The 11,783-nt window shown below is 57.1% G+C and carries 13 protein-coding genes; 8 read left to right on the top strand and 5 right to left on the bottom strand.

Annotated features, from left to right (window positions below):
* The first annotated feature begins 36 nt into the window (after nt 1-36).
* From nlpI to mtr, 3 genes are all read left to right on the top strand, one after another.
* Nucleotides 37-921 (top strand): lipoprotein NlpI, encoded by an 885-nt coding sequence (nlpI, locus tag KGP22_RS19660; protein WP_023309331.1) that lies wholly within the window; start codon nt 37-39, stop codon nt 919-921.
* 180 nt (nt 922-1,101) lie between these two features.
* Nucleotides 1,102-2,997 (top strand): DEAD/DEAH family ATP-dependent RNA helicase, encoded by a 1,896-nt coding sequence (locus KGP22_RS19650; protein WP_111964959.1) that lies wholly within the window; start codon nt 1,102-1,104, stop codon nt 2,995-2,997.
* 142 nt (nt 2,998-3,139) lie between these two features.
* Complete coding sequence (mtr, locus tag KGP22_RS19645; RefSeq protein WP_047646463.1) at nt 3,140-4,384, top strand: tryptophan permease; 1,245 nt, start codon at nt 3,140-3,142, stop codon at nt 4,382-4,384.
* Between the two features lie 62 nt (nt 4,385-4,446).
* Here the strand turns inward: mtr and KGP22_RS19640 are convergent, their stop codons facing one another.
* The 3 genes from KGP22_RS19640 to KGP22_RS19630 all read right to left on the bottom strand — a co-directional run bounded on the left by KGP22_RS19640 (nt 4,447) and on the right by KGP22_RS19630 (nt 7,414).
* Entirely contained in the window at nt 4,447-5,454 is a 1,008-nt protein-coding gene (locus tag KGP22_RS19640; protein ID WP_223580571.1) for a luciferase-like monooxygenase, read from the bottom strand.
* 78 nt (nt 5,455-5,532) lie between these two features.
* The gene (locus KGP22_RS19635) at nt 5,533-6,411 is read right to left on the bottom strand and encodes a U32 family peptidase (RefSeq protein ID WP_111964957.1); all 879 of its coding nucleotides are present in this window, start codon (nt 6,409-6,411) and stop codon (nt 5,533-5,535) included.
* 7 nt (nt 6,412-6,418) lie between these two features.
* The gene (locus KGP22_RS19630) at nt 6,419-7,414 is read right to left on the bottom strand and encodes a peptidase U32 family protein (RefSeq protein ID WP_021242249.1); all 996 of its coding nucleotides are present in this window, start codon (nt 7,412-7,414) and stop codon (nt 6,419-6,421) included.
* Nucleotides 7,415-7,625: 211 nt separating this feature from the next.
* On the opposite strand from KGP22_RS19630, the gene KGP22_RS19625 reads away from it, so the two are divergent.
* Together KGP22_RS19625 and KGP22_RS19620 are read left to right on the top strand one after the other, a co-directional pair.
* The gene (locus KGP22_RS19625; RefSeq protein WP_024906374.1) at nt 7,626-8,150 is read left to right on the top strand and encodes an SCP2 domain-containing protein; all 525 of its coding nucleotides are present in this window, start codon (nt 7,626-7,628) and stop codon (nt 8,148-8,150) included.
* Entirely contained in the window at nt 8,144-8,647 is a 504-nt protein-coding gene (locus KGP22_RS19620; protein WP_111964955.1) for an N-acetyltransferase, read from the top strand. The genes KGP22_RS19625 and KGP22_RS19620 overlap by 7 nt, the downstream gene beginning before the upstream one ends.
* Here the strand turns inward: KGP22_RS19620 and KGP22_RS19615 are convergent.
* A complete protein-coding gene (locus KGP22_RS19615; protein ID WP_111964954.1) occupies nt 8,634-8,963 on the bottom strand; it encodes a GIY-YIG nuclease family protein in 330 nt (109 codons plus the stop codon). The two genes, KGP22_RS19620 and KGP22_RS19615, sit on opposite strands and share 14 nt — an antisense overlap.
* A gap of 14 nt (nt 8,964-8,977) precedes the next feature.
* Here KGP22_RS19615 and KGP22_RS19610 point away from each other — a divergent pair, with 14 nt between their 5' ends.
* On the top strand, nt 8,978-9,412 hold the full coding sequence (locus KGP22_RS19610; protein WP_008501485.1) for a YhbP family protein: 435 nt from the start codon (nt 8,978-8,980) through the stop codon (nt 9,410-9,412).
* On the opposite strand, the gene KGP22_RS19605 is transcribed toward KGP22_RS19610, so the two are convergent.
* Nucleotides 9,392-9,910, bottom strand: coding sequence for a type 1 glutamine amidotransferase domain-containing protein (locus KGP22_RS19605; RefSeq protein WP_111964953.1), 519 nt, complete (start codon nt 9,908-9,910; stop codon nt 9,392-9,394). The two genes, KGP22_RS19610 and KGP22_RS19605, sit on opposite strands and share 21 nt — an antisense overlap.
* A 128-nt stretch (nt 9,911-10,038) precedes the next feature.
* On the opposite strand from KGP22_RS19605, the gene KGP22_RS19600 reads away from it, so the two are divergent.
* Both KGP22_RS19600 and KGP22_RS19595 read left to right on the top strand, forming a co-directional pair.
* Nucleotides 10,039-10,683, top strand: coding sequence for an NAD(P)H-binding protein (locus KGP22_RS19600; RefSeq protein WP_223580569.1), 645 nt, complete (start codon nt 10,039-10,041; stop codon nt 10,681-10,683).
* A gap of 40 nt (nt 10,684-10,723) precedes the next feature.
* Entirely contained in the window at nt 10,724-11,761 is a 1,038-nt protein-coding gene (locus tag KGP22_RS19595) for a permease (RefSeq protein WP_223580567.1), read from the top strand.
* Nucleotides 11,762-11,783 lie beyond the last annotated feature (22 nt).

The following is an 11,783-nucleotide window of genomic DNA, read 5'->3' as shown; positions in this document are numbered from 1 at the left end:
GGACGTTCATCCAATAGTTGTCTTCGGGAGTGGGAAATGAAGCCTTTTTTGCGCTGGTGTTTCGTTGCGACAGCTTTAACGCTGGCAGGATGCAGCAACTCTGCCTGGCGTAAGAGCGAAGTCCTCGCAGTGCCATTGCAACCGACTTTGCAGCAGGAAGTGATTCTGGCACGCATGGAACAAATACTTGCCAGTCGGGCTTTAACCGATGAAGAACGCGCACAGCTTTTATATGAGCGCGGAGTGTTGTATGATAGTCTTGGTCTGAGGGCACTGGCGCGAAATGATTTTTCACAAGCGCTGGCTATCCGACCTGATATGCCTGAAGTATTCAATTACTTAGGCATTTATTTAACGCAGGCAGGCAATTTTGATGCTGCCTATGAAGCGTTTGATTCTGTACTTGAGCTTGATCCAACTTACAACTACGCGCACTTGAATCGCGGTATCGCATTGTATTACGGCGGTCGTGATAAGTTAGCGCAAGATGATCTGCTGGCGTTTTATCAAGACGATCCTAATGATCCTTTCCGTAGCCTGTGGCTTTACATCGTTGAGCGGAAGCTCGATGAGAAGCAGGCAAAAGAGGCACTGAAACAGCGCTTCGATAAATCGGACAAGGAACAGTGGGGATGGAACATTGTCGAGTTCTACCTGGGCAACATTAGCGAAGCAACGCTGATGGAACGCCTCAAGGCGGACGCAACGGATAACACCTCGCTCGCTGAGCATCTCAGTGAAACCAACTTCTATTTAGGTAAGTACTACCTAAGTCTGGGGGATATGGACAGCGCTACGGCACTGTTCAAATTAGCGGTTGCTAACAACGTACACAACTTCGTTGAGCACCGTTATGCATTGTTGGAATTATCGCTCTTGGGCCAGGAGCATGACGACCTGGCAGAATCGGACCAGCAATAGCTGACGACATAAACATCAGCCCGTAATCTTTTGATTGCCATCACCTTAACTGGTGAGGGCGTTGTTGTTCGTCAATACACCTACTTTGAGCCGGTTCACACTTTTCAATGAAAATTGCTAATCATTTTCACGATGAGCTAAGTAGACTGGCCGCCATTGACATTGAGGCACTCGTACTACATGGCTGAATTCGAAACCACTTTTGCAGATCTGGGCCTGAAGGCTCCTATCCTTGAAGCCCTTAACGATCTGGGTTACGAAAAACCATCTCCGATCCAGGCTGAGTGTATCCCACACCTGCTTTCTGGTCGTGACGTGCTGGGCATGGCCCAGACTGGTAGCGGTAAAACTGCAGCATTCTCGCTGCCGCTGCTGAACAACATTGATCCGGACCTGCGTGCACCGCAGATCCTCGTCCTGGCTCCAACCCGTGAACTGGCTGTTCAGGTTGCAGAAGCAATGACGGAATTCTCTAAACATATGCGCGGCGTAAACGTGGTAGCCCTGTACGGCGGCCAGCGTTATGACGTGCAGTTACGCGCCCTGCGCCAGGGTCCACAGATTGTTGTCGGTACGCCGGGCCGTCTGCTGGATCACCTGAAGCGCGGTACTCTGGACCTCTCTAAACTGAGCGGCCTGGTGCTGGATGAAGCAGATGAAATGCTGCGTATGGGCTTCATCGAAGACGTCGAAACCATCATGGCGCAGATCCCGGACGGTCATCAGACCGCGCTGTTCTCTGCCACCATGCCAGAAGCGATTCGTCGTATCACCAAACGCTTCATGAAAGATCCGCAGGAAGTGCGTATTCAGTCCAGCGTAACCACTCGCCCGGACATCAGCCAGAGCTACTGGTCTGTGTACGGCATGCGTAAAAACGAAGCGCTGGTACGTTTCCTGGAAGCGGAAGATTTTGATGCGGCGATTATTTTCGTTCGCACCAAAAACGCGACCCTGGAAGTGGCTGAAGCCCTGGAGCGTAGCGGCTATAACAGCGCAGCGCTGAACGGCGACATGAACCAGGCTCTGCGTGAGCAGACTCTGGAGCGTCTGAAAGACGGTCGTCTGGATATCCTGATTGCAACCGACGTGGCAGCACGTGGTCTGGACGTTGAGCGTATCAGCCTGGTTGTTAACTATGACATCCCGATGGATTCCGAGTCTTACGTTCACCGTATCGGCCGTACCGGTCGTGCGGGTCGTGCTGGCCGTGCGCTGCTGTTCGTTGAGAACCGCGAGCGTCGTCTGCTGCGTAACATCGAACGCACCATGAAGCTGACCATTCCAGAAGCGGACCTGCCAAACGCAGAGCTGCTGGGCAAACGCCGTCTGGAAAAATTCGCCGCTAAAGTACAGCAGCAGCTGGAAAGCAGCGATCTGGATCAGTACCGTGCGCTGCTGTCGCAGATTCAGCCTGTTGCTGAAGGCGAAGAGCTGGACATGGAAACCCTGGCTGCAGCACTGCTGAAAATGGCTCAGGGCGAACGTAGCCTCATTGTGCCACCAGATGCACCGATGCGTCCTAAGCGTGAATTCCGTGACCGTGACGATCGCTTCGAACGTCGTGGCGACCGTAACGATCGTGGCCCACGTGGTGACCGTCCAGAGCGCGGTGGTGAAGACCGTCCACGTCGTGAACGTCGCGACGCAGGTGACATGGAACTGTACCGCATTGAAGTGGGCCGTGATGATGGCGTTGAAGTTCGTCACATCGTTGGCGCGATCGCTAACGAAGGCGACATCAGCAGCCGTTACATTGGTAACATTAAGCTGTTCGCATCCCACTCTACTATCGAGCTGCCAAAAGGCATGCCGGGCGAAGTGCTGCAGCACTTTACGCGTACCCGCATCCTGAACAAGCCGATGAACATGCAGCTGCTGGGTGATGCGCAGCCACGTCCTGACCGTGGCGGCGAACGTCGTGGCGGTGGTCGCGGTTTCGGCGGTGAGCGTCGTGAAGGCGGTCGCAGCGAAGGTCGCGGTGGTGAAGGTCGTCGTTTCTCCGGCGAGCGCCGCGAAAGCCGTGGCCCGCGTCGTGAAGAAGGCACCAGCCGTCGTCGTTTCGGTGACGCGTAAGCCTTACGCTTCTGACGTAAAGTAAAATATACAGCCCCGATTCATGCGATCGGGGCTTTTTTTATTCCTTTTGTACTCTTGTACTGGTACAGTGCGTCACATTAAAATGCAGAACCGTATGATTGACTGGAGAAAAGGCTGTATGGCGACACTAACCACCACCCAAACGTCACCTTCGCTGCTTGGCGGCGTGGTGATCATCGGCGGAACCATTATAGGTGCCGGGATGTTCTCCCTGCCCGTGGTCATGTCCGGTGCGTGGTTCTTCTGGTCGCTGGCCGCGCTGGTCTTTACCTGGTTCTGTATGCTCCATTCCGGGCTGATGATCCTCGAGGCGAACCTGAACTACAGGATTGGCTCCAGTTTCGACACCATCACCAAAGATCTGCTGGGCAAAGGCTGGAATCTGGTGAACGGGCTGTCCATCGCGTTTGTGCTGTATATCCTCACCTACGCGTATATTTCAGCGAGCGGCTCGATTCTGCATCACACCTTCTCGGAGATGTCGCTGAACGTTCCGGCGCGTCTGGCGGGGCTATGTTTCGCGCTGGCTGTGGCGTTTATCGTCTGGATGAGTACCAAAGCGGTGAGCCGCATGACGGCAATCGTACTGGGCGCGAAGGTCATCACCTTCTTCCTGACCTTCGGCAGTCTGTTGGGGCACGTGACGCCCGCCACGCTGTTTAACGTCGCCGAAGTGAACACCTCCTACACGCCTTACCTGCTGATGACCCTGCCGTTCTGTCTGGCGTCGTTCGGCTACCACGGTAACGTGCCGAGCCTGATGAAGTACTACGGCAAAGATCCGCGCACCATTGTGAAGTGTCTGGTCTACGGCACGCTGCTGGCGCTGGGGCTGTATGTGATTTGGCTGCTGGGGACGATGGGCAACATCCCGCGTCCGGAATTTATCGGCATCGCCCAGAAGGGCGGTAACATTGACGTGCTGGTGCAGGCGCTGAGCGGCGTGCTGAACAGCCGCAGCCTGGATCTGCTGTTGGTTATCTTCTCTAACTTTGCGGTGGCGAGCTCTTTCCTCGGCGTAACCCTGGGCCTGTTTGACTACCTGGCGGATCTGTTCGGCTTTGATGATTCTGCGATGGGGCGCTTTAAAACCGCGCTGCTGACCTTCCTGCCGCCGATTGTGGGTGGCCTGCTGTGGCCGAACGGTTTCCTGTACGCCATCGGCTATGCAGGGCTGGCGGCAACCATCTGGGCGGCAATTGTGCCCGCGCTGCTGGCACGTAAATCACGTAAACGCTTCGGCAGCCCGAAATTTCGCGTCTGGGGCGGCAAGCCGATGATTGCACTGATTCTGGTATTCGGCGTTGGTAACGCTCTGGTACACGTGCTGTCGAGTTTTAATCTGTTGCCCGTTTACCAGTAAAACGTGCTGTTTGAACCCCTCACCCCGGCCCTCTCCCATAGGGAGAGGGTGAAAAGCAAAACCTACCCCACCAATTCCTCTTTCACCTGCATCGCCAGCTCAAACGAGTGCAAACGCGCCTGGTGATCGAAAATCTGGCCGTTAACCATAATTTCATCCGCCTGCGTTTCGCGCAGCACCGCCTCCAGCCCGTGACGCACTTTCGCTCTATCGCCTACCAGCGACATGCTCAGCGCCTGCTGCACGCCATACTGTTCGGAGGCTGACCACAGCTGATGCATATTCTCCACCGGTGGCGGAAGCTGGCCCGTTTCACCGCGACGCAGCTTCACAAACGCCTGCTGCATGGAGGTAAACAGGAATTCCGCGTCGCGATTGCTGTCGGCGGCAACGATGTTGATACACACCATCGCGTACGGCTTCTCCAGACGCTCGGACGGTTTGAAGTTCGTGCGGTAGAAATGCAGCGCCTGATGCAGCATATCCGGCGCGAAGTGCGAGGCAAATGCAAACGGTAGCCCCAGTTGGGCGGCAAGCTGCGCGCTGTAGAGGCTCGAGCCCAGCAGCCACACCGGGATCTTCTCGCCGTAGCCCGGTACCGGACGCACGTGCGGGTTCGGATCGCGTGCGTCGAACCAGTCCACCAGTTCGGCCACGTCGCGCGGGAAGTTGTCGATATCGCCGCTCATATGGCGACGCAGGGCACGCATAGTCGGCTGGTCGCTGCCCGGCGCACGGCCAAGCCCTAAATCGATACGGCCCGGATAGAGGGTATTCAGGGTGCCAAACTGCTCGGCGATCACCAGAGGAGCGTGGTTTGGCAGCATCACGCCGCCGGATCCCAGGTGCAGTGTGGTGGTGTTTGCCGCCAGATAACCAATCAGTACCGAGGTGGCGGCGCTGGCGATGCCCACCATGTTGTGGTGTTCGGCCAGCCAGTAGCGGTGATAGCCACGCTTTTCGGCCAGCTGAGCCAGATCCAGAGAGTGCGAAAAGGCTTCTCTTGCCGAGGAGCCTTGTGGGATCGGCGCCAGATCCAGCACCGAAAACGGAATGGTTTTGTCAGTCATAACAGCTCACTTTGTCGACGGTGAATCTTTAATACTGCATTAAAAAATGATAACCGTTGTTAACAAAGTGAGCCTTTTTTAGGCCTGAAGTTCCAGTCCAGCGAGCCGTCGCCAGTAGCCGTTACAGTCGCTGTTTGCCGTAAGCGGCAGCGGAGCAGCACCGTTTTCGTTGGCGCGGAAGGCATCCAGCATCGCAAACACGCCGTTATCGAGCGGTGACAGGCGCACCATATCCACCAGCCCGTCCATCGACGCCAGCTCGTTGCCAAGGTTATAGACATAGCCGCTCATGGTCTGAATGCCGTTGAGAACAAACACCTGCTGGTTCTCCTGGGACAGCATGCTGCGTCCGTTCGGGTACTTAATACAGCAGGTTTCGCACTCGTCTTTTGGACGGTCTTCCGAGCGTGCGGTAAAGCAGCGGGCGGAATAGGCCAGCGGCAGATGCCCGTAGCTCAGCACTTCCACTTCAAACTTGTTACGAATGCCCAACTCTTCGCACTGGGTCAGCAGGTTTGCCAGCCAGTCGCGGGAGAGCTCAACAGGCATACACCAGCGCGTCATCCCCTGTTTAAGCAGCAGGCGCAGGGTCACGGCGTTATAGCAGTTCAGGGCATGGCCCGCGACAAACGGCAGCCTGCGTTCGGCGCACATGTTCACCACGCCGAGATCGCTCGCCTCCAGCAGGAACTCGCCGTTCTCTACGTAGCGTTTCAGCTCGCCCAGTTCAGAAGAGGCCTGCACCAGCGCGAGCGTGGAGAGCACGACCTGTTTGCCGCTGCCGGCCAGGTTTTTCGCCATATCAAGCCAGTCGCCCACTTTGGTGGCGCGGCGTTTGCTACACACCGCTTCGCCGAGGTAAATCACATCGGCGCTGCTGGAGGCAGCCTGTTGGTAAAAATCTTCCAGCGTCTCTTTTGGCCAGTAGTAAAGCACCGGCCCTAATGAATATTTCATGATTTTCTCACTGCCATTTACGGTGATACGCGCCCAGCGTGGTTTGCGTGCCTTCGGACATCGATCCGAGCGTTTCCATCCAGGCCTGCTGCGGGGCGTAGTTCTGCGGGTCCGCCATGCAGCGGTCTATGGCCTGACGCCACACTTTCGCCACCTGGCTCACGTAGGCCGGGCTGCGCTGGCGACCTTCGATTTTCACCGAGGCAATATTGGCCGCCAGCAGTTCAGGCAGCAGCTCGAGCGTATTAAGGCTGGTAGGCTCTTCGAGCGCGTGGTAGCGCTCGCCGTCGACCAGATAGCGGCCTTTACACAGCGTCGGATAACCGGCGTTTTCACCATCCTGATAGCGGTCAATCAGCACCTCATTCAGACGAGATTCCAGCCCCTGCGGCGTTTGCTGCCAGCGAACGAAGCGGGCAGGGGAGCAGGCCCCGACGGTATTCGGTGACTCTCCGGTCAAATACGAGGAAAGATAGCAACGGCCTTCGGCCATAATGCACAGGCTGCCAAAGGCAAAAACTTCCAGCGGCACTGGCGTGACGCGCGCGAGTTGCTTAACCTGATGAATAGAGAGCACGCGCGGCAGCACCACGCGGGCCACGTCAAAGTTTCGGTGATAAAAACGCACGGCCTCTTCGTTGGTGGCAGATGCCTGAACAGAGACGTGGCGCTCAATATGGGGATAGCGTTCTGCCGCATACTCAAGCATAGCGAGGTCGGCCAGAATCAGCGCATCGGCACCCAGCTGTGCCGCCATATCCACCGCGCGCTGCCAGCGGGCGTACCCGTCAGGATGAGCAAAGGTATTGATGGCGATATGCAGCTTGCGGCGGTGCTGGTGAACGAAGTTAACGGCTTCCTGAAGCTTTTTCTCCGTAAAGTTGAGGCCGGCAAAATGGCGGGCGTTGGTGTCATCTTTCAGCCCGATATAGACCGCATCGGCACCATTTTCGATGGCCGCCTTAAGCGCCGGAAGATTTCCGGCTGGGCAGAGCAGCTCCATAATTTATCCTGATGTTGTCGATCGCAAAAATGTTAACGAGCTGGGATTTTAATTAACCCATACGCGACAATTTTTGATTTAAGGCAGCTAATGGCGTATTGATGGCACCAATAATGAGGTACGACGGACGATGGTTTGTTGATTTACGCCGCTATGTTGCGCTTCGGATATGGCAAAATAGCAGGACTATAGATATCAGGGAGTAAAGCTCGTGCTGGATAAACTGCGTTCACGTCTCGTACAATTTGGTCCATCAATGCTGAGCGTGCCGGTCAAGCTGGCGCCGTTCGCGCTTAAACGCCAGGTGCTGGAGCAGGTCCTGAGCTGGCAGTTCCGCCAGGCGCTGCAGGATGGCGAGCTGGAGTTCCTGGAAGGCCGCTGGTTAAGCATTGAGGTGCGTGACATCGGGCTGCGCTGGTTTACCTCCGTTGAGAATGACCAGCTCATCGTCCGCGAAACCGCCGAGGCGGACGTGAGCTTTAGCGCCAACGCCAGCGATCTGCTGATGATCGCCGCGCGCAAGCAGGATCCGGACACGCTCTTCTTCCAGCGCCGTCTGGTGATTGAAGGCGACACGGAGCTGGGCCTGTACGTGAAGAATTTAATGGATGCCATTGAGCTGGAGCAGATGCCGAAAGCGCTGCGCGTGATGCTAATGCAAATGGCAGATTTCGTTGAGGCCGGGCTGAAAACCCCGCCGGACGGTAAACACACTTCAGTAGGTGAGCCATGCTGATTCGAGTCGAAATTGGGATTGATGCGCCGGGGATCGATGCGTTGTTGCGCCGAGCCTTTACGAGCGATGCCGAAGCCCAACTGGTCCACGATCTTCGCGAAGACGGCCTGATTACGCTGGGGCTGGTTGCCACCGATGATGAAGGTCAGGTGGTGGGCTATGTAGCCTTCAGTCCGGTAACCGTTCAGGGCGAAGAGCTGCAGTGGGTCGGTATGGCGCCGCTGGCGGTGGATGAAAACTATCGCGGGCAAGGGCTGGCGCGTCAGCTGGTCTATGAAGGGCTGGATTCGCTCAATGAGTTCGGCTATGCGGCCGTTGTAACGCTGGGCGATCCGGCGTTCTATGGCCGTTTAGGCTTCGAGCAGGCCGCGCGTTACGATCTGCGCTGCCGCTGGCCGGGTACGGAATCCGCTTTCCAGGTACACCGTCTGGCGGACGACGCGCTTAACGGCGTCAATGGGCTTGTCGAGTACCACGACCATTTCAACCGCTTTTAATCAGGCTCTCGCGTAGCGCCTCAAAGGAGCCGTCTCCGGTCACGAGGCGCTCTTTCTGGCGCTTCGTCAGCTGCTTGATGCGGTATTCCAGCCTGAGTGCCAGCGATCGGTCGCCGACCGCTGCTGAGAAGGCGAGCTGTAATTCTCCTTTCCCCCGCAGCGCTTTTGCCCCTTTCCCCGTTTGATGTTGTAAAAAACGCCGCCCCACATCGGTGGTGATCCCGGTGTAGAGTGCGTTATCAGCGGTTCGGACAAGATAGAGAAACCAGCACACGGTAAACAGATTCAGTATGTTAAGGTGAACGCACCATAGCATGAGAGAGAACGAAAATGGAAACACTGGCCGCCATTAACCGCTGGCTGGCGAAGCAGCACGTCGTCACCTGGTGCGTCTACAGCGAGGGTGAGATGTGGTGCGCAAACGCGTTTTACTACTACGATCCTGAGCGCGTCGCGTTTTATGTTATGAGCGAAGACAAAACGCGCCATGCGCAGATGACCGGCCAGCAGGCTAAGGTCGCGGGCACGGTGAACGGCCAGCCGAAAACGGTCGCGCTGATCCGCGGCGTGCAGTTTAAAGGGGAGATCCGTCGTCTGGACGGAGAAGAGAGCGACGCGCGTCGTAAGCATTACACGCGCCGCTTTCCGGTTGCCGCTGCGCTAAAAGCCCCGGTGTGGGAAATCCGCCTCGATGAGCTGAAATTTACCGACAACACCCTGGGCTTTGGCAAGAAGCTGCACTGGTTACGCGCCGAGCAGGCGTAGCGCTTCGCGGTTAAACGCCGGGAGATCGTCCGGGGTCCGGCTGGTGATCAGCTGGTCTTTGTCGTTGACCACCTCCTGATCGTAAAACTCAGCACCCGCGTTTTTGAGATCGATAACGATCGGTTTCACCGCCGTAAGCTTACGCCCTCGGACCACTTCTGCGCTGATGAGCAACTGCGGGCCGTGGCAGATGGCAAAGACCGGTTTGCCGGTAGAGACAAAGTCCCGGGTAAAGGTCACGAAACGCTCGTCTCCGCGCAGGGAATCCGGTGAGTGGCCGCCGGGTAACAGCAGGGCGTCGAAATCTGAGGGGCTAACGTTGTCGATGGTCTCGTCGATGGTCACGCTGGCCTCGCCCTTATGGCCTGTCACCGTTTTGCCCGCCTCTCTTTCAATGGTGATGACCTCATGTCCCGCCTTGCGGAACGCCTCTGCAGGAGAGGTGAATTCTGAATCTTCAAACTCGTCGGTAATCAAGACTGCGATTTTCTTGCCCATGCTTCCTCCGTCGTTTTGGCTTCAGACTGATTTTTCTCCGCTTGTGGTAAATACTTACCTGTAACAGACTTCTAAGTGTGGTCGACGACGCTGAGTTCGCAAACGGACAATTCTGTAAAGGGGATAAGATGAGTCAGGTATTTATTACGGGTGCTACCGGGTTAGTGGGCGATCACCTGCTGCGGCTGCTGATTCAGGATCGCCGCGTGAACTACATCGCCGCCCCGACGCGTCGACCGCTGGCGGACATTTCCGGCGTCTTTAACCCGCACGATCCTCAGCTGACGGATGCGCTGGCGCAGGTGCAGGACCCGATTGATATCGCCTTTTGCTGTCTGGGCACCACGCGGCGGGAGGCGGGGAGCAAAGAGGCATTTATCCACGCCGACTACACGCTGGTGGTAGACACCGCGCTCACGGCGAAAAAGCTGGGGGCCAGACATTTTCTGGTGGTCAGCGCGCTGGGCGCCAGTGCCGGATCGCCTTTCTTCTACAACAAGGTGAAGGGTAAGATGGAGGACGCGCTGATTGCGCAGAAATGGGAGCAGCTGACGATTGTGCGCCCCTCGATGCTGATCGGCCACCGGGACGAGCGCCGCTTTAACGAGTCGATCATGGCCCCGCTGTTTCGCATCCTTCCCGGCAACTGGAAAGCCATCGAGGCGCGGGACGTCGCGCGTGCGCTGTTAAAAGAGGGACTGGCCCCGTCGAAAGCGGGCGTAAACATTATCCCTTCGGCAAAACTGCGTGAAATCGCGCAGGGCGAGGCGTAAACTCCTCCCGGCTAATAACTCATACTCTCCGGGGAATGCTATGACTGGTCAGTCTTCATCTCAGGCGGCTACACCTGTTCAATGGTGGAAGCCCGCACTCTTTTTTCTCGTGGTCATTGTTGGCCTCTGGTACGTGAAATGGCAGCCGTACTACGGTAAAGCCTTCACCGCCGCCGAAACGCACAGCATCGGTAAATCTATTCTCGCTCAGGCTGATGCCAGCCCGCTTCAGGCGGCGTGGGACTATGCCATGGTCTACTTTCTTGCCGTCTGGAAGGCCGCCGTCTTAGGCGTGATCCTGGGCTCACTGATTCAGGTGCTGATCCCGCGCAACTGGCTGGTGAAAACCCTTGGACAGCCGCGCTTTCAGGGTACGCTGCTGGGAACGATCTTCTCCCTGCCGGGGATGATGTGCTCCTGTTGCGCCGCGCCTGTGGCTGCCGGGATGCGTCGCCAGCGTGTGTCGATGGGCGGCGCGCTGGCGTTCTGGATGGGCAACCCGCTGCTCAACCCGGCAACGCTGGTGTTTATGGGCTTTGTACTGGGCTGGTATTTTGCGTTCATTCGTCTGGTGGCCGGACTGCTGACCGTGCTGGTGGTGGCGACGCTGGTGCAGAATCTGGTGAAGGATAAGGCGCCAGAGTCCGCGTCTGTTGAGCTGGACGTTAGCGAGCCGCAGGGCGGTTTCTTCGCACGCTGGGGCAAGGCGCTATGGCAGCTTTTCTGGAGCACCATCCCGGTCTATATCCTGGCGGTACTGGTTCTCGGGGCGGCGCGCGTCTGGCTCTTCCCGCATGCGGATGGCGCTATCGATAACACGCTGTTGTGGGTCATTGCGATGGCCGTTGCAGGCTGCCTGTTTGTGATCCCTACAGCCGCAGAAATTCCCATTGTTCAGACCATGATGCTGGCCGGTATGGGCACCGCGCCGGCGCTGGCATTGCTCATCACGCTGCCTGCCATCAGCCTGCCGTCGCTGATTATGCTGCGTAAGTCATTCCCGGCGAAAGCGCTGTGGCTGACCGCAGGGCTGGTGACGTTGAGCGGGGTGATAGTGGGGAGTATTGCGTTGATGTGAAAAAAAGCCCGGTGGCGCGAGC

The organism is Enterobacter sp. JBIWA005, assembly GCF_019968805.1.
GTDB classification, from domain to species: Bacteria; Pseudomonadota; Gammaproteobacteria; order Enterobacterales; family Enterobacteriaceae; genus Enterobacter; species Enterobacter vonholyi.
This window is presented reverse-complemented; position numbering and strand designations above follow the sequence as displayed.

Coding starts and splice junctions, on each gene's coding strand:
- KGP22_RS19630 (WP_021242249.1), bottom strand. CDS start 7,414: ATGGAGCTGCTCTGCCCAGCCGGAAATCTTCCGGCGCTTAAGGCGGCC.
- KGP22_RS19620 (WP_111964955.1), top strand. CDS start 8,144: ATGCTGATTCGAGTCGAAATTGGGATTGATGCGCCGGGGATCGATGCG.
- KGP22_RS19605 (WP_111964953.1), bottom strand. CDS start 9,910: ATGGGCAAGAAAATCGCAGTCTTGATTACCGACGAGTTTGAAGATTCA.
- KGP22_RS19650 (WP_111964959.1), top strand. CDS start 1,102: ATGGCTGAATTCGAAACCACTTTTGCAGATCTGGGCCTGAAGGCTCCT.
- KGP22_RS19615 (WP_111964954.1), bottom strand. CDS start 8,963: ATGCTATGGTGCGTTCACCTTAACATACTGAATCTGTTTACCGTGTGC.
- KGP22_RS19610 (WP_008501485.1), top strand. CDS start 8,978: ATGGAAACACTGGCCGCCATTAACCGCTGGCTGGCGAAGCAGCACGTC.
- KGP22_RS19600 (WP_223580569.1), top strand. CDS start 10,039: ATGAGTCAGGTATTTATTACGGGTGCTACCGGGTTAGTGGGCGATCAC.
- KGP22_RS19635 (WP_111964957.1), bottom strand. CDS start 6,411: ATGAAATATTCATTAGGGCCGGTGCTTTACTACTGGCCAAAAGAGACG.
- mtr (WP_047646463.1), top strand. CDS start 3,140: ATGGCGACACTAACCACCACCCAAACGTCACCTTCGCTGCTTGGCGGC.
- KGP22_RS19640 (WP_223580571.1), bottom strand. CDS start 5,454: ATGACTGACAAAACCATTCCGTTTTCGGTGCTGGATCTGGCGCCGATC.
- nlpI (WP_023309331.1), top strand. CDS start 37: ATGAAGCCTTTTTTGCGCTGGTGTTTCGTTGCGACAGCTTTAACGCTG.
- KGP22_RS19595 (WP_223580567.1), top strand. CDS start 10,724: ATGACTGGTCAGTCTTCATCTCAGGCGGCTACACCTGTTCAATGGTGG.